This window comes from Sphaerochaeta sp. (assembly GCF_050256055.1).
Taxonomy (GTDB): Bacteria; Spirochaetota; Spirochaetia; order Sphaerochaetales; family Sphaerochaetaceae; genus Sphaerochaeta.
The window spans coordinates 17248-44081 of record NZ_JBFWIJ010000028.1 but is presented as its reverse complement, the minus strand read 5'-3'; the positions used below and the strand labels follow the sequence as shown (position 1 = coordinate 44081).

Below are 26834 nucleotides of genomic sequence, written 5' to 3'. Positions count from 1 at the left end.
GTCTCGCTCTTCTGGGCGTTTCGTCTTCGCAAGGCCGTCAAGGAAAAGGATTTGGCTCAGAAGGAAGCCCAGACAGCCGACCAGGAGAAAAGCCGGTTCCTCGCCCGGATTTCCCATGAAATACGCACTCCGCTCAATGGTATCCGGGGAACAACCTATTTGTTGGAGAAAACCCAGCTCAACGACCAGCAACGACGTTATACAACCACCATTTCCCATGCAACCCAGACAATGCAAACCATCATCAATGATATCCTGGAATACTCGCGTCTTGATGAGGACCGGGTCATTCTGGAAAAGGTTCCCTTCACCCTTGACGACGTGTTGCATGCATGTATCTCGATTGAGACGTACCAAATACACCAAAAAGGGCTTGTTCTGCATCTGGAACAAGCCAAGCTTGCCGAGCAGAACTTCCTTGGCGACCCCACCCGGCTTACCCAGGTCATCATCAATCTGCTGAACAATGCAATCAAGTTCACTGAGGAAGGGAGCATCACCATCGCAGTGGGAACAACCAAGCAGGCACAGAATCAATGTACGCTCAATCTCAGCGTCCGCGATACCGGCATCGGCATGGACAAGGAACAACTCTTTCATATATTCCAACCCTTCGTCCAAGCCAATGAGACGATCAACCGCAAATACGGAGGCTCAGGACTGGGCCTTTCCATCGTGAAGGGTCTGGTGGAAAAAATGGGTGGTTCGCTTTCCGTGGAAAGCGAACCGGGGGTTGGCAGCACCTTTACCGTACTGCTTCCGCTGGAGCTGGACATGCAGGGACTGGAAGAGGAAAAACAAAGGAAGAAAGCCATCGATTTTTCTTCGCACAAGGCATTACTGGTTCTGCAGGACATGCTGCTTTCTGAACGGGTGCAAGCGCTTCTTGAGGATTACCAGATGCAAAGCGAAGGAGTGACCTCCACCAAACTGGCGGCCCAGATACTGCAAGGAGGCGAACACTTCGATCTGTTGATCGTGGAATGCAATGCATCCCATCCCTCCTGTTCCCTCCTCAAGGAGACGCTTTCTGGTTTGGGAACCCATAGCCCCAAGGTGCTCGCGCTGGTCCAGGAAGAAATGATCAGGACAGGACAACCCTCTGCAGAGGAAACCGCGGACTTGACGCTTCCCCTTCCCTTGGTCAATTCTGTGCTGCTCAACGCGCTGCTCCAATTGCTGGGGAGAGGAGCAGAGCAAACACAGGAAACTATACAGGAAAGCAAGGAAACAAGGAGTATGGGTGCTTACACCATCTTGGTGGTGGAAGACAATGTCACCAACCAAATCATCGCCAAGGAGTTGTTGGAACAGGCTGGGTATACCGTGCATCTGGCAAACAACGGAAAGCAAGGCTATGAACTGTTCCTCAAGATGCAAAACTCGGTTGATCTGGTACTGATGGATCTCCATATGGAAGTGATGGATGGATACGAGGCATCCCGCCTGATCCGACAAAAGCATGCTTCCCTACCGATTCTCGTCACGTCGGCCGACCTGATGGGCAGTGTACGGACAAAATGTCGGGAAGTCGGGGTGACCGACCTGATCGGGAAACCCTATGATCCAGACGAGTTGCTTGTTCGTATCAAAACGCTTATTGCTAGCTATCGCAACCAAAGAAGCATCGATTATAACCTTGGACTGAAGATGGTCGGTTCCGATCCAAAGATCTATGCATTGGTCCTGCAATCCTTCATTGCCGAATTGGATCAACTGATCACCGACCTGGAGCGGGTACAACCCACCACCGAATACACCGAGCTCTTCGAGCTGGTGCACCGCTGCAAAGGCAGTTGCGCCAGTGTCGGAGCTCTCCGGGCGCAAAAGCTGTGCATCCAAATCCAAGGATTGCTGGAACAGCATTCCTACCAAGAAGTGGAAGCATACACCACAAATCTGATCAATGAACTGCGGGACGTGCTGGCAGCAGCTCGCTCATATGCTCCTATTTGATCGAAGCAAGAAAATCCTTGGTAATCTGCGCGATACGTTCCACATTGGTCTGGTAGATGAAATGACTGCCTTCCAAGATGGTGTATTGGGCCTGCGGCCCCAAGCGCTTGAGATGCTCCTCCTGGTATTGCTGGGGGGAATACGGCAATTGCTTGTTGGCTGTCTCATAGGTTTTGCTTGCAATGATCTTGAAATAGGGGACCTCTCGAGGATAGGGTGTTTGCATCGTCTGATGGATACACTCGGCTGACTGGGCGATCTGGTTGAGTACCGTGTCATTGAGCGAAAACCCGGAGAACGTCAGCATGTCGTCAAGTTCCTTCTCTGTGTATCCCAGCCCAAGGGCTTGGGGTTTGTTGGTTACCAGCGGTCCAAGCAATCCGGTCACCCCCAAGGCCTGCTGGACCTTGGCAATCGGTAACAGAGCCCCCACGATCGCAGGGGTCTTCGCGTAATATGCGGTGGAGGTCCCGTCAAGGGAGATGATGGCCTTCACTTCCTCGGGATAACGCTGGGCATAATCCTCACTGTATACGCTCGAAATGGAATGGGGCATCAGGATATAAGGAGGTTTGTACCCGGCCTCGGCAAGGGCGGCCCGGATTTCCTCTCCATAGTTGGCACTATTTCGCTCCCGCTTGCTGGTCGAGCTGAACCCCACCCCGAAGTATTCAATGACAACCACGGTGTAGTCCTTGCTGAGTCTGCGTGCCAGCGGCCCGAAATCTGCAGAAGGAAGGGCCACTCCCATGCCGGGGAGCAACACCACCGTTTCCTTTCCGGTTCCCTGGGAGTAGACGTGCATCATGCCGTCAAAGACGGGTACCAATTGGCCGTAGGGTTGGATGGCCTGCCGTTTTGCTTTGAAATAGGTTGCATGCAGCAAAGTGGTCACACACAACACAACCGCAAGTATCGCAAGCAGCCAAAGCAGTACCTTCTTGATCCTTCCAAAACGAACGCGACCGGTTTTCTTACCCATGGTCCAACCTCCCCGACTTCTCTTGCTCGATTGTATGAGAGCGGACCGAAATCGGCAAGCGTTGCATCCTCGTTTGATGAAAAAGAGATACAAAGAGAATTGATTCGGTATCCTACTTTCGTTCTTCAGCATCAGCTGGTACACTTTTGCAAAGGAGACAAGGCAATGAGAAAACATCCATCGTTTCTCGTTCTCCTTGTGTTGGTGCTGGGCATCAATGCATTATATGCTGGTCTGGGCATCGGCTGGGAGGATACCGCAAAGCCGTACAAAACCCTGTATGGACAACGCTATACGGTAACTTTGCCTCCAGAAGGCCATGCGTTTCCCATCCATGGACATGGCACCTATAGTTGGGACTCAAGCATCGGGTCCGCGGCTGTGGACATGGGCCTGCTTACCTACGCCCGGGGCGGTACGGTGACCATTGAAATCCAGGAAGGACCAGACTATACCAAGATATCGGATTCCTATGAGGGATGGAATACCGTATTCGTGTTTCTTGATGATCAATTGCATCCTATACTCGGCGACAGCACACCGGTATTGACCATCGATACCGATGAACAGGCCTGGCAACCGAAGGCCCAACCCCTGTCCTTTGCCGTACGCAATGAAACCGGCACGTCATTGACCTACCTGGATATCTATACCAACGACATGCTTGCCGTCGATGAGGTCGGCCATAATCTATTGAAGCAACCTTTGGAGAACCTAGCCAATACGCCGATTTTCTTTTCCGATGAACCTGAACTCTCCGAAGCGATGCTGTCCCGATACGGACAGATGTTCCATGTACAGGCAATCGACTCAACCGGCACCAAATTGTATCGAACCTGGGAGCCGGATCAGACCGATCGGGTCCTGGTGTTGGGACCTGAACATCGGATCGCCCGTCTGGAATCCTCCGACTCGTATCTTAGGATCATGAACAACACAGGGTATGCAATCTTCGATCTGTATCTGCTCACTCCCCAGATGGAAGCGGATCTGGATTTCAGCCGCCAGCTTCTGGATGTCTGGTCTCTCGATGACGGCATGTACACCGACATTGACCTGGCAAGTTGGCCGTATCTGGAGGACTTTCTCTCGACCTTCAGCGAGGATGGCCTTTTGATCGTTGCCTACGACGAAGATGACTACGTGCTGGTCAAGTCTTGGTATCCCCACGAAGACAGTTGGACGGTGGAGTTGACGGTGGATGATTACCTGTGGTGACTACTTACCTTTCCAACAACTGGTCCAAATGATCAAGCAAGGCATCCAAAGCCGGCAACAGGGTGGAATTCCCGATGCCGGAGATGACTGAATTCAGATCTTCCTCGAATTGTACGGGAATATGTGGACATGTCCGCTTCACCCAGTCAACCAGGCGCTTTTCCCCTGGATGGAACTGCTTGTTTACGGCAAACAGAATATCAAAGTAGCTGGCCAGCAACGCAGTGGTGCGATGTGCCTGACTGACCAGATCCTGTCGTGCTGCTGCATGTTCGATCTGTTCATAGTAGGATGCACAGAGCTTGTTCCGAAGCAGCGGATAGTTCTTTGCAAGAATATTCTGTACCAATGCTTCTGGATAGGGGCTCTCCAACTGCTGTTGCAACCGTGTGAAACTCCCGCTGGGGTCGGAGAGGATGGATGAGGTTTTCAGATTATGCAGAAATGCGGTGGAATAGCCTACGTTGGCTTGGAAACGATGATAGACACGGTCCACCTCGTCATATGCCCAACTGAGACTTCGGTACATTACATCCACCACCGTCCCGTCGGTCAGGATCATCTCATCCCCTTCCCCGAAAAAATCATTGCCGATCTCCGATTGCGATGCGAATTGGCCGAAAAGCCGCCTGCGAATCGTAAGCGACAGGTTCTGCTTTGAGTAGACGTATACATCATAATCAGAAAGCTGGTCACTCCCAAATCCGGTACGGGAACCGGCAAGAACCAAGGCGTCGACTTCAGGACGTTCGGCTAGTGCCTCAAATAAGGTGTCAATCATAGTGGTATTGTGCTGCAATCACACAGAAATGGGAAGTACGGAATTCAGTATCGTGCAGGCAGGGTCGACACTTGCCGTCTGGAATGGTCGTTTCATTCCTTTCTCCTCATGTGTTTGGATTCATTCGCTTCCTTTTGATCCACTATGTTTGGCAGAGGATTACAAACCAAGAAAAGTGACCTTTGGAATAAGAAAGAAACCATAATTACTTATTCCAGGGTCGAACCATGCCAATCATCATATTGATAACTATCAATATTATAAGGTATACTTTTCACCAAGAGGATGTGTACAAATGGAAACAAAGACTGCTGACGGCATCGGGTTTTTCGAACGGTATCTCTCCCTGTGGGTATTGCTCTGCATGGGAATCGGGTTGTTGATCGGAATCTATCTTCCCCAGGTTCCGCGTCTGCTCGCCACCTTTGAATATGCACATGTGTCATTGCCGGTTGCCTTCCTTATTTGGTTGATGATTTATCCGATGATGCTCAAGGTGGATTTTCACAGCATCAAATATGTCGGCAGAAACCCGAAAGGCTTGGTGGTGACCTGGGTAACCAACTGGTTGATCAAACCATTCACCATGTACGCCATCGCCTCGTTCTTTCTGTTTGTCGTCTACCGGCCCCTGCTTCCCGCTGCCTTGGCGAGGGAATACCTCAGTGGTGCCGTATTACTGGGAGCAGCCCCCTGCACCGCCATGGTGTTCGTCTGGAGTCATCTTACCAAAGGCAATCCCGCCTACACCCTGGTGCAGGTGGCAACCAACGACCTGATCATCCTGGTTGCTTTTGTCCCGATCGTTGGATTGCTGCTGGGTATCAGCGGGATCGGCATCCCTTGGACCACCCTCTTTCTTTCGGTGTTGCTTTTTGTCGTCATCCCATTGGCTGCGGGCTGGTTTTCCCGCATTCTCATCACCAAACGCCGGGGACTCGCCTATTTTGAGCAGACTTACATCCCGTATTTCAAACAGGTGACGATCATCGGGCTGTTGCTGACGCTGATCATCATCTTCTCATTCCAAGGAAAAACCATCATCGCCAATCCGATGCACATTCTGTTGCTTGCCATCATGCTGACCATCCAGACGTTTTTCATTTTCTTCGTCGGATTCGGTTGGGCGAAAGCTTGGAAATTACCCCATGATATCGCAGCACCGGCAGCCCTGATCGGAGCCTCCAATTTCTTCGAGCTTGCCGTCGCCGTCTCCATCTCGCTCTTCGGACTCAATTCGGGTGCAACACTGACCACAGTCGTCGGCGTGCTGGTGGAGGTTCCGGTGATGCTCATCTTGGTCTCCATTGCGAATAAATCACAAGCGCGTTGAATTAAAAACACTTGTGTACATATACTTACAAACCATCCTATATCCTTTCCACGAGCCGGGTTTGTTTTGTATTCTCCATGAAAATTCATCGTATTCTCCTTGAATTTGTTGCAATCTGTTGTATTATAGGAATGCAAGAAGAAAGGTTTGCCTTTCCAGGTTTGCATGCCTCTCCTCCTCATTACCCTGAATCAGGATAGATACCGCAACCTTGGAAACGCCAACAGATCGCCATGTTTACGGTAGGAGGGCCCCATGAACATAATTGGATCTTCCCTGAACCGAGTCGATGCCTTCGACAAAGTGACAGGAAAAGCAAAATACACCCCGGATCTCGTACCTCCCCACACCTTGGTTGCAAAGGTGCTGCACAGCACCATCGCCAACGGTTGGGTCAAGGAATTCGACCTCTCAGAAGCTTGGAAGGTGGAAGGTGTCGTGGAGATCGTCACCTGTTTTGATGTACCGTCCATCCAATTCCCCACCGCCGGCCACCCATGGTCGACCGAACCCAAGCATCAGGACATCGCCGACCGGAAGCTGCTCAATACTCGGGTACGGTGTTATTCCGATGATATCGCCGCAGTCATTGCGGAAAACGAAATTGCTGCCGAAGAAGCCATCCGGTGCATCAAGGTGACCTATGAGGAGTATCAACCCATCCTCACCATCGAAGATGCAATGAAGGAAGGGGCGATAGCCATCCACGAGGAGAAACCGAACAACGTAGTAGTGAAATCGGCATATGAAGTTGGTTCCTTCGAAGAAGCAAGCAAGGAAGAAGGTTTGATCAAGGTCGAGGGTGACTATGATACCCCGATCGTCAGCCATTGCCATATTGAAAGTGCCAACTCATTCGCCTATATGGAAAGCGGCAAAATTGTAGTCGTCAGTTCCACCCAGATCCCCCACATCGTCAGACGGGTATGCTCCCAAGCTCTCGGAGTGGGATTCGGGGATATTCGGATCATCAAGCCGTATATCGGCGGCGGCTTCGGCAACAAGCAGGATGCCTTGACCGAACCTTTGAATGCATTCCTCACTACCCGTGTCGGAGGCAGGCCGGTACGGCTTGCCTATACCCGAGAGGAAACCTTCGCCTGTACCAGAACCCGGCATGCGATGAAATTCCATCTTGAGAGTTACATCAGAAAGGACGGAACCTTTGCCGCCCGGAAAATCCTTGCCTATTCCAACCAAGGTGCCTATGCATCCCATGCACATGCCTTGGTCGCCAATGCGGTCAACGGATTTCGTATGATGTATCCAGTCGGGGCCATCAAGGGGGAAGCCTACACGGTCTATACGAACCTGCCAACCGCCGGAGCCATGCGAGCCTACGGAATTCCCCAGATCGGATTCGCCTTGGAAGCCCATATCGATGACATCGTCGCGAAGACCGGATTCGACCCCATCGAGCTTCGCAAGAAAAATATGATGAAGCTCGGCTATGTCGATCCCATGACCACCATCACCTGCCATTCCACCGGATTGGAGGAATGCATCGAACAAGGAGAACAGTATCTCTCCTATTCGAAGAAACGCAAGGAATATGCCAACCAGACCGGTCCGATCAGAAAAGGGGTCGGCATGGCCATCTTCTGCTACAAGACCGGCGTCTACCCGATCAGTTTGGAAACTTCCGCCTGCCGCATGGTGCTCAATCAGGATGGCTCGCTGCAGATGCAGCTGGGAGCTACCGAGATCGGGCAGGGAGCGGACACCGTCTTTGCCATGATGGCGGCCCAGACCATCGGGCTGACTGTGGACAAGATCCATGTGGTGAGCAAGCAGGATACCGATGTCACTCCATACGACACCGGCGCCTATGCATCCCGTCAGTCGTATGTTTCCGGTATGGCGGTGAAAAAGACCGCGGAAAGCTTTAGGAAAAAATTGCTGGAGTATGCAGGTTTCATGCTCAAGAAAGACCCCTGGGATCTGGATATCAAGGACAACTTCATCGTACATGCAAACAAGGATGAGCATCTGCTTTCCGTTGCCGAGGTTGCCATTGAATCCTGTTACAGCCTCACCAATTCAACGCATATCAGTGCAGAGGAATCGCACCACTGCTCGGACAACACCTATTCCTTCGGCGTATGCTTTGCCGAGGTGGAGGTTGACATTCCGATGTGTCAGATCAGGGTGTTGGACATCATCAATGTCCACGATTCGGGTACCATCCTCAACCAGCAGACGGCCCGTGGACAGGTGCATGGCGGGATGAGCATGGGTCTTGGATACGGGCTGTATGAACATCTGAAGTTCGACCCGAAAACCGGACAGATGCTCAATGACAATCTCTTGGACTACAAGTTGATGACGGCTATGGACACCCCGGAACTGCATGCCCAGTTCGTGGAAACCAACGACCCGACCGGCCCGTACGGCAACAAATCGTTGGGGGAACCCCCGGTAATCCCGGTAGCCCCTGCCATCCGCAACGCTGTGCTCAATGCAACCGGTGTCGCCGTCAACTCGATCCCGCTCAATCCGGAAAAGCTTTTTTACGCTTTCACTGACGCACGACTCATCAAATAAAGGAAGCAACGTATGTATAATTTCAAGAACCTATACGAACCAACCTCCGTTGAAGATGCCTTGCGCCTGAAGAAAGAACATCCTCAGGCCCTCTTTCTTGCCGGAGGCAGCGATATTTTGATCAAGATCCGGGAAGGCAAGCTTGCCGGCTGTGATTTGATCAACATCTACAACCTCGATGCACTGAGGGGCATCTGCCTTGAGGAGGACGGAACCATCCTCATCCGCCCGCTGACCAGTTTCACCGATGTTACGATGCATCCGATCATCAAGGCGCATCTGCCGGTCCTCGGAGATGCGGTCGATCAGGTCGGCGGACCGCAGATCAGGAATATCGGGACCATCGGCGGCAATATCTGCAACGGGGTCACCAGTGCAGATTCCGCTTCCACACTTAAGGCATATGATGCCGTGCTGGAGCTCAGCAGTCTCGAGGGAACGCGCATCCTTCCCTATGCACAATTCAACCTTGGCCCGGGGAAAGTCGATCTCAAAGCGGGAGAGTTGCTCACCGGAATCCGTATTCCCAAGGACAGTTATGACCGAACATTCGGTGAATACATCAAGTATGCGATGCGCCGGGCGATGGACATTGCAACCCTCGGCTGTTCAGTCAATGTACGATTGACCCAAGATAAGCAGAAGATCGAACGACTGCGTATAGCCTTCGGTGTCGCGGCCCCCACCCCGATTCGTGCAACGACTGCTGAAACCCAGGCAACGGGACATCCACTTGATGAAGCGCTGCTGGAACTGGTTGCGCAAGCGGCCAGCTCCGATGTGAACCCCAGAACCAGCTGGCGTGCTTCCAAGGAATTCAGGATGCAACTGGTCAAGGAACTTGCCCGACGTGCCACCAAGACGGCAATCGAGCGAGCAGGAGGAACAATCAATGGCTAACAAAGATATTACCTGTATCGTCAACGGAAAGAAGCGAATCTATTCGGTGGATGTCCGTTCATCCTTGTCGGATATGCTGCGCGGCAATGCCGGTTTGGACAGCATCAAGCATGGCTGTGATGTAGGGGAATGTGGTGCATGTACCGTTCTGGTCGACGGGAAACCGTTCAATTCCTGCATCTATCTTGCTGTCTGGGCGGAAGGGAAGACCATCCTGACCCTTGAAGGCTTGAGCGACCAGAAGGGATCGATCAGCGACATCCAACAGGCTTTCATCGACGAAGGCGCTGTGCAATGCGGATTCTGCACCCCGGGATTCATCATGGCTTCGGTTCCCATCATCACCGCGGGAACTCCGGCAAGCCGAGAGGAAATCCGCAAGCAGATTTCCGGCAACCTTTGCCGATGTACCGGCTATGAACATATTGTCAATGCAATCGAGAAAACCCAGAAAAAGCGAATCGCAGAAAACCAGAAATAGATACAAGCAACCAGATACGGGATCTTCTTCGGAGGATCCCTTCTTGTAGGGAAAGCAAGGAGAGGGTATGCGTACAGCAATTTATGGGGCCGGATCATTAGGGACTGTATTGGGAGCCTACCTGACGAAGGCGGGAATGCAGGTTGATTTGATCAGCCGTAATCGTGCCCATATCGAGGCTCTCAGGAAACACGGGGCCAGAATCGTAGGCAAGCAGGAACTCACCGTGCCGGTGAATGCGTTGCACTACGAAAACATGGAAGGAACCTACGATTATATCCTGCTTTTGACCAAACAGTTGGAGAACGACAAGGTATCCTCCTTCCTTGCCCCGTTCTTGGGAGAAACCGGCGTGTTGTGCACCCTCCAGAATGGCCTTCCCGAACCCGCCTTGATGGAGAAGCTGGGACCGGGCCGTGTATGCGGGTGTACCATCGGTTGGGGAGCGACCCTGTTGGAACCAGGCATGGTGGAACTTACGAGCGAAACCGATGCTCTCTCCTTCAATCTGGGGATGCTCCCTCCGGTGAATCACGCGATGCTCACCAAACTCTCTGATCTGCTTTCCATCATGGGACCGGTGACGATTGAAGAAAACTTTTTGGGAGCACGCTGGTCGAAGCTTCTGATCAATGCTTCATTCAGTGGCATTGCCACCGTATTGGGCTGTACCTTTGGGGAGGTGGTGGACAACCGACAGGCACGGCGCTTGGCCCAGCAGATTATGAAGGAGTGCCTCGATACGGCAAAGACCGGCGGTGTAGTGCTCCAGCCGGTACAAGGCAAGGACATCGCAAGGTTGTTCGATTTCCACGGTCCGGTCAAACGCTTGATCAGTTTCTCGCTCATCCCCCTCGCCATGAAGAAGCACCGTGCACTCAAACCGAGCATGCTGCAGGATTTGGAGAAAGGAAAACCATGCGAAGTGGATGCCATCAATGGCGTCCTTTCCTCCCAGGCACGGAAGGTCGGAGTACCTACTCCGGTCAACGACCAAGTGGTGTCGTTGATCCATGCAATTGAGCAAAAACAGAAATCGGTCGGTTGGCAGAATCTGGATGCTTTTTCATAACTCTTGAAAAAATATAAAAATACTTTTCCTAAACGCGTTGACATTATTTCCAATACCACATAGCCTATAGGTGCTTACGACTTTGTGTTCCTTTTTGTTCCCGATCCTATCTTTGTAGCCATGCTGCTTGCATTTTCTGCACTTCTGACGGGTAATCGACCGAAAACTGCACCAAACTCCTAAGACACCCAAAGAAAGCAGGCAAAGCCTGCACAAGGAAATCAACATGGCAAAAAAAATCTATGTAGGAAACATGAGCTATCAGACCACTGAGGAGTCTTTGTACTCCCTTTTCGCACAGTACGGTGAAGTACTTAGTGCCCGCATCATCATGGACCGCGACACCAACCGCCCCAAGGGGTTCGGTTTCGTGGAAATGGATCAGGACGACGCAGCGGTTGCTGCCATCAGCCAGCTTGATGGAAGCGAGTTTGAGGGAAGAAACCTCAAGGTCAACGAAGCCATCGCAAAAGAGCGCACTGAGCGCAGACCTTCTTACCGGTATTAATCACTACCACAAGCAGCATAAGGAGCCTGAAAGGGCTCCTTTTTCTATAGTCACCCCATCTCTGCGATTGTGATTTCAATTCCGACTTGACAGCAGAACGAAAACAATCCACAATCCATATTGTTGCATGCAACAATATGGAGGAATGGTATGGCACAGACAATTCTCGTTACCGGCGGTAGCAGGGGCATCGGCAGAGGCATCTGCCTGAGCTTGGCGGAGCATGGATATTCAGTACTCATCAACTATGCGGGGAACGAGGATGCTGCACGGACTACGCAAGCCCAGTGCAGGGCGGTTGCACCTGATGCATCCCAGCAATTCATTGTGCTCCAAGCAGACATTTCCGATGACAAGCAACGTGCCAAATTGGTGGAGCAGGCCTTTACAGCCACAGGTTCCCTCGATGGCCTGGTCAACAATGCAGGTGTTGCACCTGCCCAGCGTGCAGACCTGCTGGATATGGCACCGCAATCGTACGATCGGTTGATGCATATCAATGTCCGGGGGCCCGTCCTCTTGACCCAACAAATCGCCAAACAATGGCAACTGACTTCTCAATTGAAGGACAAGAAGATTATATTCATCACCTCTGTCTCTGCGACGATGGTTTCCGTCAATCGGGGGGAATATTGCATCAGCAAGGCAGGATTGTCCATGGCTGCATCTCTTTTTGCATCCCGGCTTTCCGCTGAGGGAACGTTGGTGTATGAGATCAGGCCGGGTATCATCAAGACAGATATGACCAGTGCGGTCGAAGAAAAATACACGCAACTGCTGCAGGACGGATTGGTACCACAGATGCGATGGGGAACACCCCAGGATATCGGCAAAACCGTCAGCTCCCTGTTCCAGGGCGCGCTTCCCTTCTCCAGTGGAGCGGTCATTACCGTTGATGGAGGATTGGCCGTTCCCCGGCTTTAGTAAACGGTTCCTATCTCAATGCCTGGATGCATTGAGATAGGTCTGCTCCCGATACTCCTTCCATACCCGTTCAAACCAAAAGGATTCGGTAGGGACCGGTCTGCAAGGATCAAAACGATCCACAAGGTGTTGGGAATCGTCGAACGAGATGACTTGCACGACCGACCGAAGGCTCAGGTTTTCCGCCTTCATTCGATAGTCAGGCAGCAACGGATGGGAAGGCCTACCCTCATGGTCAAGAACCAGATAGGAACCCCTGCTTCCCCCTCCCCGCTTCAAATACTGGGCGATTGCATACAGATACCACTGTTGGGCGATGAGCATATGCCTGAGGCGCAGAATCTGGGGCAACAGGACCCGAGGTACGGCTATTCCCGAAAGACCGGTCCGTTGCTGCTCAGCCGCCTCCGACAGGGCCTGCTCCAGTTGCTGTTGATGACGGAGGGGACCCGCCGCTTCGCTCATCCTGTGTTGCAGTTGCTGGCGCTGTGCATCCAGAACCTGTTTTGCCGGAGAAAGCGGAGCGGTGTCATCAACCCACATCTTGATGAGTCTGACCATCTGAGCCAATTGGGATTTCAGGCTGGGAAGGACATTTGGAGAGCCAAGCACTCCGTAGCCGACGATACGCTGGGCGGCACGCAACGCACCGACCTGCCCGGCATTCAGGGCACTGCCTCCCGGTCTGGCCACCCCATGGCTTCCGTTCACCTCCCCGATGGGATAGAGATGGGTAATATTCGTCGATTCCCACCAGATGTCACCATACAGCCCCCCATTGTTATGCTGGGCACAGACATCGATCTCCAACATCTCCTTGGATAGGTCGATCCCATGATGAGCGTACAATTCGATCGCAGTCGGATTGAGCAGCTTCAGACGCTCGATCGGAGTGGATGCCCATGCCTTCGAAGCATCGAGATACCCCAATGCGGCAGGGTGCACACATTGTCGGGAAAAGGAGGACCATGCATGGTTTCCTGTCGGATTGGTACGGAAATCCAGGAATACACGTCGTTTGTTTACTTGCGTCTCCTGATACACCAGCAAGTCTATCAATGAGGATCCTTCATCAGGAATCTTGGATGCATCGAACGGCCATTGATACCCCTTGAGGAAGACCGCATGGGTCAGGGCGTCCCAATTCGAGAAATAAGGAACCAGGAAATCGCGCGGATCATTGCCGTTTTGGTCGGTGGAAACATAGCGGGGAAGTACTTGTTGGTAGCTGCCCGACAGATTCCACCGGAAGGAGATGCTGCCGATGCCGAATTGCGATTCTGTAAGATTCGCAGCTTCAGCACCGATTTCCATGGCAAGACCGATACTGCCGGTATGGACCTTTGGATACACGGAAGCGGCGTAGAAACCTGCAGGACCACCTGTTCCCAAAACCACGTGGGGAGCAAGAATGACCAGCAGGCCGAACGAATCATCAGTCATCCGATCCTTGTCCAATACCAATGCCCCTGCCATGGCCTTCTGGTCATCAACGAGCAGACGCACCACATCACAGCGGTCCAGAACGGGAATCTGGAGCCGATCCACTTCCTCGTTCAACTTGCGTACCATTTCCCGGGAAGTATACGGCCCCAAACTGGTCCCACGATTGCTGGGGTCATGATCGGTCTTGTATCCGGTATACCCACCATATCGATTGGTGGGGAATCCTACCCCGAGAGACACCAGATTGTAGAAAGCACGCAGTGAATTCTGCGCTTCGATGAATGCGACATCCCCATGCACCGCTCCTCCTCTGGTATAGGATTCAACCATGGCGTACGGTGAGTCGGGAATCGGGCTGGCATCACTGAGGCGGTAGTAGGTCTGTTTATCGCTGCCGGTATTCCTGCTCGTGCCGCCCTTCCGGTTGTCGGTTACGATCAAAAGATCCTCAAAACCCAAGCGCTTGAGCTGGACGGCGCAGGAAAGGGAGGCGGAGCCGGTTCCAATCACCAAAGCTCCGGTACGCCTGAGTGGCACCTTCACCCCTTCTATTACCACATATTCATTTGGTTCATTCATTCAAATCGTGTCTCCTACGACATAGTTTCCCTGCAAAGCTTTCTGGATGACGAGGTCGGAACGGTCAAGAATGCGAGAACGCAACCAAAGACCCGCCTCAGTGCCCAGATTCCACAAGGAAAACTCAATCGTATCGATACGCTGGTCCATCAATTGGAGCATGGGAGAATTGTCGAATCCGGAAAGCGAGAATTGTTCCGGTATGCGCCATCGCTTATGGAGTACCGCTTGGTACAGGGAAACCGCCATCAAGTCATTGAAACACAACACCCCGTTGTACCCTCGTGTCTCGATCGCAGGAAGCACGGATTCCCGAATTTGCGTGATGGAGTCGACCAACAGGACATCCCGGGAGCGGTCAAAGACGATGCCGCGTGAACGACACGCCTCAGCAACAGCCGACTCCCGCTGTTCACTGACCGAAGGCAGTTGGGAGAATCCAATGAAACACGGACGAAGCGAAGACCCGCGTTTTGCATGCATCGCTCCGACCAAGGTATCCATCCCCAGCTTGTTGTCGACCAGGACGTAGTTGTGTTCCGGATTCGAACGGTTGAGGGTCAGAAACGGAACGCCACGTTCTTCCAATCGCTCTTCCATGGCATCGGATGGTTGGGTGAAGGCAAACACACAACCATCGATGTCACCGAGCTTCTTGGAATCAAACAAGGAGACATCACCGTCGTTGACGCTGGTTATGATATTGACGCGATTTTCCCCAAACCCCTGTTGGATGCCTTCCAGAAGCTCAGCGATGTCGTAAAACAAGTGAATATAGCTGTATTTCGCCTGGGGAAGGAACAGACGGACCGTAATGATTGCACGGCCTTTCTGTTTCTTGATCAAACGTTTGGTATATCCCATCTGCTCGGCCGTACGAAGAATGAGTTCCCGTTTCTCCTCACTGATGAGTGAGGAATTGTTCAGAACTCTGGAGACCGTACTGGGGGAAATCCCCAGTTCCTTGGAAATGTCGTAGACCGTAACTTTTTTTGCCATGTGTGCTACCATCCCCTTACTTTGCAGGATATAGTATACAACCCACTCTTTCTTGTTTCACCATGAGTTTTGAACAACCTGAGCAGAGTTTGCAATAATCGACCGCCTCCCCCTGCATCAGACGAGTAGGGAACAGAGGATCGGCGAGGGTCTGCCGTCCCCACCCGATGAAATCAGTGCGGCCTTCCTGTAGATTGTACTCAGCCTCACCGATTGCAGCTTCCTGAAGCACCGAATAGGCTGAACCGAATACCTGCATGGCATCCCCCACAATCGACTTCGCCCGCTCTGCATAGCGAAACTGATGCAGGTAAAACCATTTCGAAGTGGCGGTTGGTCGGGTAATCTCGCTGGTGGTACCCGGAATGCCTGCCGAGACATTCACATAGTCCAACCCAAGACGGACCATCAGCCGAAGGAGCTCATCCATTTCATCCAGATGTTCAATTGCTTCATGCACGCCAGCTGTTCCGCAACCACCCTTGATGCCTTCCCAATAGGAAATACGACTTCCCAGGATGAAGTTCTTGTTGACCAGACGCCTGCGTATCTCCGGAATCGACTCGGCGAGGAAACGGGTCCGGTTCTCGAAACTACCACCGAATTTGTCGTTGCGAATGTTTGCAGGCCTCAGCATTTCACATCCGAAGTATCCATGGCAAAGCTTGAAATCGACTCCGTCTGCTCCGGCTTCCTCACTGATCAGCGCAGCTTCGATGAACAACCGCTGAATCTCCTCGATTTCCTCGGTATCCAGAAAATGCTCATGCTCCTGTGGTGCATACAAAGCGGTTGGACGGGAGAAATCCTTCCCGCTTTTTCTCCCTGAGTGGGTGATCTGAAAGAGCACCAAAACGTTGGGATCCGCTTCCTTCATGGCAGCTACCAAGGCTTTGAATCCAGAAAGATGCTCACGACTGATCACCATCTGATTCTTTCGCGCCAAGGCGTCATCCTGGACAGCCAACGCCTCGATGACAATGACCCCCCACTTGCCTTGCGCAAGCTTGGCATACCGTGCGATCGCCCGTTCGGAAACCGCATGGTCAAGAGCATCGTTTCCCTCCATCGGCTGTGCGACGAATCGGTTCTGGGCGATTCGCTTCCCGATGTTCCTTGGAGTCAGCAGAATGCTGTTGGGATCAAGCATGGTCAATTACCCCTCATGATGGTTTTGTTGAACTTCTTCAAGATTGCAGGGCCTGCCAGAACCAACACTACGACAATGAGGAAGGCGAGGCTGATCGGACGCTGGACAAAGGTAGCCCAGTTTCCTTTGGAAAGCAACAAGGCACGACGGAGATTGCTCTCAAACAGCGGGCCGAGAATCATTCCCAGAATAATCGGTGCAATGGGGAGTCCGATCTTGCGCAGGACAAATCCAACGATTCCACTGATGATCAATACCCAGATGTCAAAGATCGAGTTGCTGATGGCGTAAGAACCGACCAACCCGAATACCAGGATTGCAGGAATCAGGTATTTCTTCGGGAAACTGATCAAGCGGGCAAACACGGGAGCACCCAGCAAACCCAGGATGCACATGAACACCACCGAGAGCAGCAGGCTGATGAAGATGGAAGATACGAACGGCATCTGCTGCTGGAACAAGAGCGGGCCGGGTCTCAGCCCTTGGATGATCAACCCACCCATAAGAACTGCTGTCATGGCATCCCCGGGGATACCTAGGGTAAGCATGGGAATCAACGCACCTCCGGTGCTGGCGTTATTGGCGGCTTCAGGAGCTGCAATACCTTCTATGATGCCCGTTCCCAACAATTCTTTCCGTTTCCCAAGCCGTTTTTCCTGCCCATAGGCCACCAATGCGGCAATCGAACCACCGGCTGCAGGCAGGGCGCCGATCAGGACGCCGATGAAGGAAGAGCGGATGACCGTCCCGAGGATTCGTTTCAAGTCCTTGATCGGGGGGACCAATTTGGTGAGTTTCTGTTTGACGGTAATCTTATATTCGGAACTGGAGATCTGGACCAACATCTCCGAAAGCCCGTACATGCCGATCATCACGGGAATCGAATCGATTCCTTCCAAAAGTTCAGCCTGTCCCATGATGAACCGTGGATATCCGGTGATCGGATCAAGCCCCACAATACCGATGATCAGGCCGATGACGCCACTGATCAGGCCTTTAACCGTGGAACCGGGGGAAATGATGGCGATGATGCTCAAGCCGATCAGGGTGATGCCGACATATTCCTCGGCGCTGAATTTCAGGGCGACACTGGCGATGGCAGGAGCAGCGAACATGAGGACCACGACACTGAGCAGGCCTCCGATGGTGGAGCTGATCGTCGAGATGCCGATTGCTTCACCGGCTTTTCCCATTCTACTCATCGGGTAACCGTCCAAGCTGGTTGCAATGGCGGAAGGGGTTCCCGGTATATTGATGAGGATTGCCGAAATGGAACCACCGTACACCGATCCTGAATATAATCCAAGCAGAAAAGCGAACGAAATGAACGGAGACAAACCGAAGGTGAAAGGAATGAAAACGGCAATGGTCATCGTTGAGGTGAGGCCGGGCAGTGCTCCGAACACGATGCCTACCAGCACTCCCATGATGGATGCAAGAAACATGGCGGGATTCGCAAAGTATTGCAGTCCGGCTAGGTATAGGTCCATTGAAAACAATTCCATGTTGTATTCCTCTGTACTTTAGAGCAACATTCCCTGCGGAAAGGGAATGGCGAGTATCATTTTGAAAATCACGTACACAATGGCGGTGATACCCAGCGAGATTCCAATGATCCATACCGGCTTGCGATTGCCTTTTTCTGAAAGCAGCCAAGTCAGGATGGTGATGAACAGGAAGCTGGCAGTTGCAAACCCAAAGGTTTTCATGATAGGCGGATAAGACACCAACAACAAAAGCGTGATGAAGAACATGAAGAAAGCGCTCTTCGTGTTCCACCAAGTTTCCACCTGCTCCTCGGTCTTTTGTTTCCGAATTGCCTCAACCACCATCAGGACCGATAGGATTGCAAGCAGGACGGCAAGGATCCGGGGATAGAATCCCGTATTCAAGGCGGGGATTCCCCCATTTCTCGTCGGCATGAAGCCGGATCCAATGAAAAGCAGGCCAGCAAAGGCAAAAAATGCTATTCCTGCAGTGATATCGGCATTTCTTTTTGTCATCTCATTCTCCAAATCATTCTGAGAGAGGCAGTGAATATCGTCCCCGAAGCGATTGCCCGGGGACGATGGAATAGGCAAGTCAATCGTCTTCCGACTCAGTCATCGATGAATTCGATGCCAAGGTCATTGACCAGGAAGTCAAGCTGTTTCTCAGCATCCGTAATCACGGCTCCGAATTGGTTGCGGTCCAGATACAGCGGCTGATACCCGGCATCGATGAGGAACTTGCGGATCTTTTCATCCTGCATCGCCCTTCCGATGGCTTCATCAAGGACGCGGATCTTCTCAGGATCGGTTCCCTTCGGTGCAACGAAACCACTGTAGTTGCCCATCACGGCATCAATGCCCAATTCCTTGAGGGTTGGTACATCAGGATAGGACGGGTGGCGTTCCGCTGAAGCAATCGCCAGAAGCCTGAGATCGCCACTATCAACGTGGGCGGCGACATCGGGAAGCGGGATATTGGTCATATCCACGTGACCGCCAAGCAGTGCGGTTACCGCCTCTGCATAGGCAGGGTACGGAATATGGTTCACTTTGATGCCTGCCATTGCCTCGAAATATGCGGCGTAGATATGGGCGCTTGCACCGGTACCGGAATTGGAATTCTTCAGTTCACCGGGGTGAGCCTTTGCATAGTCAACCAAATCCTGCAGCGTCTTGAAGGGGCTGTCTGCATTGACGGTCACGGTCGCAGGAATGGTGATGACCTGACTGATCAAATCAACATTATGGATATCCGGATAGATGGGAGATACGTATTTTGCGGAAACGGTAGACATGGAAGTGGTTCCAATGACGTACCCGTCATTTGCAGCCTTCTCGATTTCCAAGGAACCGACGACGCCACCCCCCCCGGGTTTGTTCTCAACTACGAACGGAACACCGAATTCCTTCTCCAGATAGCTGGCGATGGGCCTGGTCAGAACGTCAGTCATACCACCTACCGACCAAGGAATGATCACACGGACGTTCCTTGACGGGTAGGCTTTGGCTTCTTGTTCTTGGGTGCCGTTTGCAAACATGGGCAACGCAAGTACAAGAATGAGCGCCAAAACCGAAAGTTTTTTCATGGTCTCCTCCTTAGGAGCGTGTCACGAGCAGGTGACACATACAGAATTGTTGCATGCAACTTTTAATTATTGCATGCAACAATCATACCTCATTCCTTCGTCCTGTCAAGGGAAACTTTCAACTTTCGAATCGGTAGAATTCTGCCGACACATCCCTGCCCCCATGGTTGCTATTTCTCTTGCTTTATCATAGGCTAATCGCATATGAGAAATGGAGTTCTGCTCATCACCTATCCAGACAGCCTCGGATCCGACCTCTCCAGTCTGGAGAAGGTGCTTTCCAAGCATTTTCCAAAGGCCATCACCGCTGTTCATGTACTTCCCTTCTACCCATCCTCTGCTGACAGGGGATTTGCGCCAAAAACCTATGAGATGGTGGATCCAGTTTTCGGCAACTGGGAAGACCTGCAGAAACTGGGTAAGCACTATGATCTGGTCTTCGACTACATGATCAACCACATCTCCCGGGAAAGTGAAATCTTCCAGACCTATCTGCAGGAAGGCCCCGATTCCCCGTTGCAGTCACTCTTCCTCGACTTCGATGCGTTCTGGGGAGGATCGATCACCGAAGAACAGCTGGACAGAATCTACAAACGCAAGGACAAAGCACCATATGAGGAAATACGATTCGCCGATGGACAGGTCCGAAAGCTTTGGTGCACCTTCGGGGAGCAACAGATCGATCTGGATACCCGAAGCCGGCGGGGATTGGAATTTCTGGAGCAGAATCTGCAATCCTTGGTCAGAAACGGAGCAAAACTGATCCGCCTCGACGCCTTTGCCTATGCAACCAAGCGTATCGATACCGACTGTTTCTTCGTCGAACCGGAAATCTGGGAATTGCTGGGACATTGCCGTGCTCTTGTGGAACCGTATGGGGCGGATGTACTGCCGGAAATCCATGAACACTATTCACTGCAACTCAAGTTGGCCCGAAATGGATACCCGGTCTATGATTTCGCCCTTCCCTTTTTGATGCTCAATGCACTGTATTTCCAACAAACCACCTATCTGAAGGGATGGCTGGAAATCTGTCCACGCAATCAGTTCACCACGTTGGATACCCATGACGGCATCGGGGTGGTGGATGTGTTCGGCCTCTTGCCGCCTGAAGAGATTGAAAAAACGAAGGAACACCTCTATGCCTATGGGGCGAACGTCAAGCGCATCTACAATACGGAAAAGTACAACAACCTTGACATCTACCAGATCAATTGCACCTATTATTCAGCCCTGGGAAACAATGACCGCAGCTATCTGTTGGCTCGTGCCGTACAATTCTTCTGCCCGGGTATTCCACAGGTCTACTATGTCGGTATGCTGGCCGGCATGAATGACCTGAAACTACTCGAGGAGACCAAGGAAGGCAGAAACATCAACCGGCATTCCTACAGCGTTGGAGAAATCGAGGAAGAACTTGCCCGCCCGGTCGTCCAAGCCTTGCGTCATTTGATGGAACTGCGTTCCACGCATCCCGCTTTCGACGGGACCTTTGTGTTGGAGCAGGAAGAAGACGACCATCTGCTGACGATCAGTTGGGAATATGAAACAGGAAAGCTGTTTCTGCATGCGGACTTCCAGAGCAGCACGTTCACCATCAAGGAAGGAGAAAAAGTCCTGATGAGGCTGTAGCCTTGCTTGACAAAGTCTTTGGAGAGGAGAATGATGGGAGAGCATCATGCAACAGGTCATCATCCTCCACAATCAGATTCCCCAAGACGCTCCTGAAGATGTTCTGGATATTCTGAGACAAGCCCAATGGATCGAAGAGATCCTTACAGAACGGGGATATCAGGTACAAACACTACCCTTTTCCTTGGCTGCTTTGGAACGTCTTCCAAAGGACGTTGTCATCTTCAATCTGGTCGATTCCGCACCGGGAGAGGAACAGCTTTCCTATTTGGCTGCAGGGATTCTCCAGCATCTGGCGCTTCCCTATACCGGTTGCTCGCTGGCTTCTCTGTATCTGAGCACCGACAAGGTGCTTTCAAAGTTATTGCTCAAAAACCATGGGCTGCCCACCCCCCTGCGCTACGAAGAGGGCATGCAGGAGGGGACTTTTCTGATCAAACCCACCAACCAGGATGCATCGGTCGGACTGGACGAAACCTGTCTTGTACCTGCTTCCTTGGTCATGCCCACTTTGGAAGCGAAACAAGCCCTGCTCGGCTGCCCATGTTTTGCTGAACAGTATGTCGACGGGAGGGAGTTTACCGTCTGCATGTACGGTACCGAAGGCAATGCTGTCGTCCTTCCCCCCTACGAATGGGTGTTCAAGGACTATGAAACAAGGGCGAAGATCATCACCTATGACGCCAAATGGACGGAAGATACCTTCGGCTATACGCATATCGAGCCAAAATACACCCATGACGGGCCGGATGGTGCGTTGTTGCAGGAATTGAAAAGACTGGCACAGTCATGCTGGGATGTGTTCGGCCTCAGCGGGTATGCCCGCGTCGATTACCGCGTCGATGCCCAGAATCGGCCGTACATCCTCGAGCTCAATGCAAATCCAAGTTTCTATGGCTTCTACCATCTGGCCAAGGAATGGAACTTCTCATTCGAGGATATCATCGTATTCCTCGTCGAGCATGCCCATCGCTTATAGGTACTTGTCCACCCAGACCAAGCCTTCCAATTCAAAACCTTCATCCTCGTACAACTTCTGCGCCCGTTCGTTGCGGGGATGGGTCACCAAGGCAAAGTAGGTGCAGCCTGCTTTTTTCGCCCATTTCTGGGCGGTTTCCAGCAAAAACGATCCAACACCCTGCTTCCGGTATCGCTGCCCGACATACAATTCATTGAGCCACAGGTAGTCGCCACCGCTTTCCAGTCCGCAACAGACATTGCCGAAGGCAAAACCAACTGCACTATCCCCTTCGTACGCCACCCAGAGAGCCGAACGGCTTTCCGCCTTCATGGCGTTTTCCAAAACATAGTGTACCTGCTTGTGGTCATATTCGTATCCGATGAAAACCATCTGTTCACCGATGAGCTCCACAACCCGTTCATGATCGAGGATGTCCAAGGTGTGTCGGTAACATGTGCATTCCAATTCCATGGTCACCATCCCTTCACATAGATCAACTTGTCGTCCGAGGGTGCATAGTAATCCTTGAGGCGGGCTTCCATGATATACGCATGGTGGGTATAGAAGGAGCGGGTGGGTACATACAAGTCGGAAGAGGATGTCTCAATGTACACCCGCCTTCCTCCTCGTTTGCGTATCACTGCCTCGGTACCCTCCAAAAGCATGCCTCCCAGCCCCATCCGTTGGTAAACCGGATCGACCGCAATCCAATACAGGTCATAGCTGGCTTGGGTTCCGGGGATGGGACCGAAACAGGTGTACCCGAGCAATACGTCTTCACGCTCGGCAAATTGGAAGAAATACTCACACGACTCTCCCACCTCCAGCCGCTCCCGAACCAAAGAGACCCCGACTTCCTGTTCAGCCTCGTTGAAGAACCCTGACGCCTTGAGTATATAGGCTACCGAATCCAGATCACAGGCCTTCGGCATTTCTCGTATGGTGATGGTTTCCATCTCACACTCCCTGCACCAACAGATCGATGACTTGCTTGTAGGAAAGTCCTTCATGCATGGCTGCAGCGATGAAACCGCTGTCCCCGGCTATGCATGGATTGCTGTTCATTTCCAGAATATAGGGACAGCCTTGGGCGTCCACCCTGAAATCCACCCGGGCATAACCGGTACCACCGAACAGGGTGTAGGTTTCCAGGGCCAGATGTTGCAGTTCACGTCCCAGATCACGGTCTTCCTCACCCAAGGTGAAGGTACGCCGGGTATGCTGGTAGGCAAAGCTGTCCTCCTCCCATTTCGCCTCATATCCCACTACTTTCGCCTTTCCTTCCGGGTATTCGACAAAGAGCATCTGCGCAGGTGCAAGAACCTTCCCTCCGGGGAGGATGGAAAGGTTGAACTCACGTCCTTCAATGTACGCTTCCCCAAAGAGATCTTCCACGTCCAAAGCCGAACCAAGCTGTTCGGTGGTGCTGAAGGTCTTCACCGATGCCTCGGTGATCCCGACGGAAGCTTCCTGGGCGATCGGTTTGAGAATCAAGGGGGTATGGAGGTACCAGGCATCCGCCACAGTGCGTCGGGTGACCCATCGCGGGGTGGGAAGACCTGCACTGGACAGCAGGTGCTTCGCCACCAGCTTGTCTCCGGTCACCCAGAGTGTATGGGCGCTTCCTCCCGTGCATCGAACACCCAATGACTCGCATACCAAGGCCGGCAGATGCAGCAGCTTGCTTGAAGCCAAGTTTTCCACCAGATTGAAAACCACATCACAGCCTGAACGTTCAATCCTCCGACCGGTGAGCGCAAGATTCATGGAAAAGAACGCCACCTCCACCGTATGCCCCAAGGACTTGAGGGCCTCACGGACCGCCTTGACCTGGGCTTTGGTATCGAGTGCATCCTTGGTTTGCTCCGGCCCCAATCGGTCGGTGAGGATCAGGACATGCATAGGCCCAACCGTTTGGTTGCCGATTCCATGATACGGGAGAGCAACCCTGTGTAATCAAGGCCGTGCATCCTGCACAGGATGGGAAGGTCTGAATCAATCGGATGCAACCCGGCCAACGGATTGACTTCCAGGAACTGGACCTGCCCGTTCCCGTCCATTTTCAGGTCGACCCGGCCACCGTCACGGCAACCAAGGGCGTTCCAGGCTCCGAGGGCGACCCGTTCGCATTGCCCGGCCACTTCAACTGAAGGCTTCTCGTAACGGGTGCACGTTTCATACTCCTGTTTCGACGCATAGGAATAGATGCCGCCGTCACGTGCATGGTCGACCACAATCTCCATGACACCGACGCTTTGTGCAGCATCACCGGTTCCGACGATGCCTACGGTGAACTCCCTCCCGCTGAGGAATGGCTCGACCAACACCGGTTGACCGTATTGGGCAAGCAGGCGTCGGCAAGTCGTCTCCAGTTCCGTTTGGTTGGATACCTTGCTGTTCTTGCTGATGCCGATACCCGTTCCTCCTGCCACCGGCTTGAGGAACAACGGAAACCCAAGACCAAGGGAACGGGTTTGTTCCCATTGGGAGACCACCTGCCAGGGAGCGGTGGGAACCCCTGCCTTGGCGACCACGTCCTTCGCCATTCCCTTGTGCAGGCAGACGGCGAGGACGAAGGAGTCGGAAAAAACATAGGGGATCCGATACCCATCAAGCAAGGCGGGAATCTGGGATTCACGAAGCAAGCCGAACAAGCCTTCGGCGATATTGAACACCACGTCCCATCGTTTTCCTTGGGCGAGTGCCTGCACCAAGGATTGGAGATTCCCGACCCGCTCGGTTTCATACCCCAGATCACGGAGGGTCTTCTCCAGGGCGTTGATCGTAACCGGGCTGTCGCATTCGCTTACCAATTCCGCATCAAAGCCTTGGGCAAGGTACTCATCCTTCAAATCATACGTCAATCCGACGAGCACGATGCACACTCCCTGGTTGTGGGATAGGTAAAAATCTTCCCTTCGTAATTGCGCAGATACAGGTATCGGTCATCCTGGCCAACTTCATACTGAGGTAGAATGGGCACCTTGCCCCCTCCTCCCGGGGTGTCGATGACATACTGGGGAACGGCATAGCCGCTGGTAAACCCTCGGATGCCTTGCATCAATTCCTTGCCTTTGTCCACGGTTGTTCGGAAATGCCCGGAACCAAGGATGGGGTCGCACTGATAGAGGTAATACGGCTTGACCCGGGAACGGAGCAGCTTATGGAACAGCTCGGTCAATGTGGCAACCGAATCGTTGACATCCTTGAGCAGAACCGTCTGGCTTCCCATGACTATACCGCAATCGGCAAGTGCATTGAGGGCACGGTCGGTTTCCCTGGTCAATTCATCCGGATGAGTGGCATGAATGCTGAGATACAGGGGTTTGTACCTGCGAAGGACGGAAAGCAAGCTGTCGTTGATCCGTTGGGGAAGGACCATGGGGACCTTGGTGCCGAGACGGATCATTTCAACATGCTCAATGCTGGAGAGTTGGGAGAGCAGGTAGTCAATATTTTCGTCACTGAGGGTGAGCGGATCCCCTCCGCTGACGATTACATCCCTGATTTCCTTGTGCTCACGAATATAGTCCAACGCACCCTCCCAGTATTTCTGCAGGGGTTCGGTATGCCCGCCGACCATACGCGAACGGGTGCAGTACCGGCAATAGGTTGAACAGAAACTTGTGGTAAGGAACAGGACCCGATCGGGATACCGATGCACCACCCCTTTTACCGCAGTAGTATGCTCTTCAGAAAGAGGGTCCTGACTTTCGCCTTGCTGTACATACGATTCCTCTATGGAAGGGATGACAGTCTTTCTGAGGGCGCTATTGCTGTCCAAAGGATCGATCAAACTCAAATAATACGGGGTAACGGAGAAGGGAAACAGCGTGTCGGCATGCAGAAGGGCTTCTGCTTCGCTGCTGGTGGGAGTAAGAAACCGACAAAGATCCTGATAGGTGGTGATCCGATGGAAAAGCTGCCAATGCCAGTCATTCCACATCGCATCGGTCGCGTCCGGGAAATAGGTCTTCCTGAACTGTTCGATTCTGCCTTCCAAAGGGTATCTGGAGTTTGAAAGGCCACTGTTCTGGTGATGGGGTTTCGGCGTACCTTCCGGTGCGCCGCTCCGTATAAGCGGAGGCTCGACATCATCAATAATAACACGATCGTTAGTATTGAACTGTCCCATAAAAAATCGTCCTTGAAGGCCTAACCACCGGTCTTTTCTACTCTACTAGGCCATCGCGGGTAGTGTATCACCAAGGCAAAAAAACGTCGCCATATTATCCCCATTTTCTGACATTTTCTTATAAATTCCGCTCCGACTTTCTCGATGGAAGCCAAGC

The 26834-nt window shown here is 52.4% G+C and carries 24 protein-coding genes; 11 read left to right on the top strand and 13 right to left on the bottom strand.

Annotated elements, in window-relative coordinates:
• Positions 1-1956, top strand: a 1956-nt coding sequence (locus AB7C91_RS11120) for an ATP-binding protein (protein ID WP_428591429.1), incomplete at its 5' end; no start/stop codon positions are given.
• Here AB7C91_RS11120 and AB7C91_RS11115 read toward each other — a convergent pair.
• Positions 1949-2938: an alpha/beta fold hydrolase gene (locus tag AB7C91_RS11115; protein WP_428591426.1), complete on the bottom strand. Its 990-nt coding sequence runs from the start codon at positions 2936-2938 to the stop codon at positions 1949-1951. The two genes, AB7C91_RS11120 and AB7C91_RS11115, sit on opposite strands and share 8 nt — an antisense overlap.
• 165 nt (positions 2939-3103) lie before the next feature.
• Between AB7C91_RS11115 and AB7C91_RS11110 the strand changes: the two genes are divergently transcribed.
• Positions 3104-4156 carry an LCCL domain-containing protein gene (locus AB7C91_RS11110; protein WP_428591423.1) on the top strand — a complete coding sequence of 351 codons (1053 nt, stop codon included), beginning with the start codon at positions 3104-3106 and terminating at the stop codon, positions 4154-4156.
• Between the two features lie 4 nt (positions 4157-4160).
• Here the strand turns inward: AB7C91_RS11110 and AB7C91_RS11105 are convergent, their stop codons facing one another.
• Positions 4161-4937: a DUF4037 domain-containing protein gene (locus AB7C91_RS11105; RefSeq protein WP_428591420.1), complete on the bottom strand. Its 777-nt coding sequence runs from the start codon at positions 4935-4937 to the stop codon at positions 4161-4163.
• Positions 4938-5232: 295 nt separating this feature from the next.
• Between AB7C91_RS11105 and arsB the strand changes: the two genes are divergently transcribed.
• The 7 genes from arsB to AB7C91_RS11070 all read left to right on the top strand — a co-directional run bounded on the left by arsB (position 5233) and on the right by AB7C91_RS11070 (position 12699).
• Positions 5233-6270: an ACR3 family arsenite efflux transporter gene (gene arsB / locus AB7C91_RS11100; protein WP_332447819.1), complete on the top strand. Its 1038-nt coding sequence runs from the start codon at positions 5233-5235 to the stop codon at positions 6268-6270.
• 255 nt (positions 6271-6525) lie between these two features.
• On the top strand, positions 6526-8814 hold the full coding sequence (gene xdhA, locus AB7C91_RS11095) for a xanthine dehydrogenase subunit XdhA (RefSeq protein ID WP_428591416.1): 2289 nt from the start codon (positions 6526-6528) through the stop codon (positions 8812-8814).
• Between the two features lie 12 nt (positions 8815-8826).
• Positions 8827-9714, top strand: coding sequence for a xanthine dehydrogenase subunit XdhB (xdhB, locus tag AB7C91_RS11090; protein WP_332447817.1), 888 nt, complete (start codon positions 8827-8829; stop codon positions 9712-9714).
• Positions 9707-10195: a xanthine dehydrogenase subunit XdhC gene (gene xdhC, locus AB7C91_RS11085; RefSeq protein WP_332447816.1), complete on the top strand. Its 489-nt coding sequence runs from the start codon at positions 9707-9709 to the stop codon at positions 10193-10195. Before xdhB ends, xdhC begins: the two co-directional genes overlap by 8 nt.
• Positions 10196-10262: 67 nt before the next feature.
• Complete coding sequence (locus AB7C91_RS11080; protein ID WP_332447815.1) at positions 10263-11267, top strand: 2-dehydropantoate 2-reductase; 1005 nt, start codon at positions 10263-10265, stop codon at positions 11265-11267.
• A gap of 226 nt (positions 11268-11493) precedes the next feature.
• Complete coding sequence (locus AB7C91_RS11075) at positions 11494-11775, top strand: RNA-binding protein (protein WP_332447814.1); 282 nt, start codon at positions 11494-11496, stop codon at positions 11773-11775.
• A gap of 150 nt (positions 11776-11925) precedes the next feature.
• Positions 11926-12699 carry a 3-ketoacyl-ACP reductase gene (locus tag AB7C91_RS11070; protein ID WP_332447813.1) on the top strand — a complete coding sequence of 258 codons (774 nt, stop codon included), beginning with the start codon at positions 11926-11928 and terminating at the stop codon, positions 12697-12699.
• 15 nt (positions 12700-12714) lie between these two features.
• On the opposite strand, the gene AB7C91_RS11065 is transcribed toward AB7C91_RS11070, so the two are convergent.
• From AB7C91_RS11065 to AB7C91_RS11040, 6 genes are all read right to left on the bottom strand, one after another.
• Positions 12715-14724, bottom strand: a complete 2010-nt coding sequence (locus tag AB7C91_RS11065) for an FAD-binding protein (RefSeq protein ID WP_332447812.1) — start codon at positions 14722-14724, stop codon at positions 12715-12717.
• On the bottom strand, positions 14725-15723 hold the full coding sequence (locus AB7C91_RS11060; RefSeq protein ID WP_332447811.1) for a LacI family DNA-binding transcriptional regulator: 999 nt from the start codon (positions 15721-15723) through the stop codon (positions 14725-14727). It lies immediately after the preceding gene.
• 16 nt (positions 15724-15739) lie between these two features.
• Positions 15740-16873, bottom strand: a complete 1134-nt coding sequence (locus tag AB7C91_RS11055; protein WP_332447810.1) for a hypothetical protein — start codon at positions 16871-16873, stop codon at positions 15740-15742.
• 2 nt (positions 16874-16875) lie between these two features.
• A complete protein-coding gene (locus AB7C91_RS11050; protein ID WP_332447809.1) occupies positions 16876-18378 on the bottom strand; it encodes a tripartite tricarboxylate transporter permease in 1503 nt (500 codons plus the stop codon).
• An 18-nt stretch (positions 18379-18396) separates the two neighbouring features.
• A complete protein-coding gene (locus tag AB7C91_RS11045) occupies positions 18397-18876 on the bottom strand; it encodes a tripartite tricarboxylate transporter TctB family protein (protein WP_428591409.1) in 480 nt (159 codons plus the stop codon).
• A gap of 95 nt (positions 18877-18971) precedes the next feature.
• Positions 18972-19949 carry a tripartite tricarboxylate transporter substrate binding protein gene (locus AB7C91_RS11040; RefSeq protein ID WP_332447807.1) on the bottom strand — a complete coding sequence of 326 codons (978 nt, stop codon included), beginning with the start codon at positions 19947-19949 and terminating at the stop codon, positions 18972-18974.
• Positions 19950-20153: 204 nt separating this feature from the next.
• On the opposite strand from AB7C91_RS11040, the gene gtfA reads away from it, so the two are divergent.
• A complete protein-coding gene (gene gtfA, locus AB7C91_RS11035; protein ID WP_428591406.1) occupies positions 20154-21581 on the top strand; it encodes a sucrose phosphorylase in 1428 nt (475 codons plus the stop codon).
• Between the two features lie 46 nt (positions 21582-21627).
• Positions 21628-22560: a D-alanine--D-alanine ligase gene (locus AB7C91_RS11030; protein ID WP_332447805.1), complete on the top strand. Its 933-nt coding sequence runs from the start codon at positions 21628-21630 to the stop codon at positions 22558-22560.
• On the opposite strand, the gene AB7C91_RS11025 is transcribed toward AB7C91_RS11030, so the two are convergent.
• Genes AB7C91_RS11025 through AB7C91_RS11005 form a run of 5 tightly spaced genes read right to left on the bottom strand, consistent with a single transcriptional unit; the run spans position 22555 to position 26677 of the window.
• Positions 22555-23013, bottom strand: coding sequence for a GNAT family N-acetyltransferase (locus AB7C91_RS11025; protein WP_332447804.1), 459 nt, complete (start codon positions 23011-23013; stop codon positions 22555-22557). The two genes, AB7C91_RS11030 and AB7C91_RS11025, sit on opposite strands and share 6 nt — an antisense overlap.
• Before the next feature lie 2 nt (positions 23014-23015).
• Positions 23016-23498 (bottom strand): GNAT family N-acetyltransferase, encoded by a 483-nt coding sequence (locus tag AB7C91_RS11020; protein WP_428591402.1) that lies wholly within the window; start codon positions 23496-23498, stop codon positions 23016-23018.
• Position 23499: 1 nt separating this feature from the next.
• Entirely contained in the window at positions 23500-24444 is a 945-nt protein-coding gene (locus AB7C91_RS11015; RefSeq protein WP_332447802.1) for a hypothetical protein, read from the bottom strand.
• Positions 24432-25418, bottom strand: coding sequence for a D-alanine--D-alanine ligase (locus tag AB7C91_RS11010; RefSeq protein WP_332447801.1), 987 nt, complete (start codon positions 25416-25418; stop codon positions 24432-24434). The genes AB7C91_RS11015 and AB7C91_RS11010 overlap by 13 nt, the downstream gene beginning before the upstream one ends.
• Positions 25403-26677 (bottom strand): KamA family radical SAM protein, encoded by a 1275-nt coding sequence (locus tag AB7C91_RS11005; RefSeq protein WP_428591397.1) that lies wholly within the window; start codon positions 26675-26677, stop codon positions 25403-25405. Before AB7C91_RS11005 ends, AB7C91_RS11010 begins: the two co-directional genes overlap by 16 nt.
• Positions 26678-26834 lie beyond the last annotated feature (157 nt).

Coding starts and splice junctions, on each gene's coding strand:
- AB7C91_RS11005 (WP_428591397.1), bottom strand. CDS start 26,677: ATGGGACAGTTCAATACTAACGATCGTGTTATTATTGATGATGTCGAG.
- xdhC (WP_332447816.1), top strand. CDS start 9,707: ATGGCTAACAAAGATATTACCTGTATCGTCAACGGAAAGAAGCGAATC.
- AB7C91_RS11055 (WP_332447810.1), bottom strand. CDS start 16,873: ATGCTTGATCCCAACAGCATTCTGCTGACTCCAAGGAACATCGGGAAG.
- AB7C91_RS11030 (WP_332447805.1), top strand. CDS start 21,628: ATGCAACAGGTCATCATCCTCCACAATCAGATTCCCCAAGACGCTCCT.
- AB7C91_RS11020 (WP_428591402.1), bottom strand. CDS start 23,498: ATGGAAACCATCACCATACGAGAAATGCCGAAGGCCTGTGATCTGGAT.
- AB7C91_RS11015 (WP_332447802.1), bottom strand. CDS start 24,444: ATGCATGTCCTGATCCTCACCGACCGATTGGGGCCGGAGCAAACCAAG.
- AB7C91_RS11110 (WP_428591423.1), top strand. CDS start 3,104: ATGAGAAAACATCCATCGTTTCTCGTTCTCCTTGTGTTGGTGCTGGGC.
- arsB (WP_332447819.1), top strand. CDS start 5,233: ATGGAAACAAAGACTGCTGACGGCATCGGGTTTTTCGAACGGTATCTC.
- AB7C91_RS11045 (WP_428591409.1), bottom strand. CDS start 18,876: ATGACAAAAAGAAATGCCGATATCACTGCAGGAATAGCATTTTTTGCC.
- AB7C91_RS11025 (WP_332447804.1), bottom strand. CDS start 23,013: ATGGAATTGGAATGCACATGTTACCGACACACCTTGGACATCCTCGAT.
- AB7C91_RS11080 (WP_332447815.1), top strand. CDS start 10,263: ATGCGTACAGCAATTTATGGGGCCGGATCATTAGGGACTGTATTGGGA.
- AB7C91_RS11040 (WP_332447807.1), bottom strand. CDS start 19,949: ATGAAAAAACTTTCGGTTTTGGCGCTCATTCTTGTACTTGCGTTGCCC.
- AB7C91_RS11105 (WP_428591420.1), bottom strand. CDS start 4,937: ATGATTGACACCTTATTTGAGGCACTAGCCGAACGTCCTGAAGTCGAC.
- AB7C91_RS11115 (WP_428591426.1), bottom strand. CDS start 2,938: ATGGGTAAGAAAACCGGTCGCGTTCGTTTTGGAAGGATCAAGAAGGTA.
- xdhB (WP_332447817.1), top strand. CDS start 8,827: ATGTATAATTTCAAGAACCTATACGAACCAACCTCCGTTGAAGATGCC.
- AB7C91_RS11060 (WP_332447811.1), bottom strand. CDS start 15,723: ATGGCAAAAAAAGTTACGGTCTACGACATTTCCAAGGAACTGGGGATT.
- xdhA (WP_428591416.1), top strand. CDS start 6,526: ATGAACATAATTGGATCTTCCCTGAACCGAGTCGATGCCTTCGACAAA.
- AB7C91_RS11075 (WP_332447814.1), top strand. CDS start 11,494: ATGGCAAAAAAAATCTATGTAGGAAACATGAGCTATCAGACCACTGAG.
- gtfA (WP_428591406.1), top strand. CDS start 20,154: ATGAGAAATGGAGTTCTGCTCATCACCTATCCAGACAGCCTCGGATCC.
- AB7C91_RS11065 (WP_332447812.1), bottom strand. CDS start 14,724: ATGAATGAACCAAATGAATATGTGGTAATAGAAGGGGTGAAGGTGCCA.
- AB7C91_RS11050 (WP_332447809.1), bottom strand. CDS start 18,378: ATGGAATTGTTTTCAATGGACCTATACCTAGCCGGACTGCAATACTTT.
- AB7C91_RS11070 (WP_332447813.1), top strand. CDS start 11,926: ATGGCACAGACAATTCTCGTTACCGGCGGTAGCAGGGGCATCGGCAGA.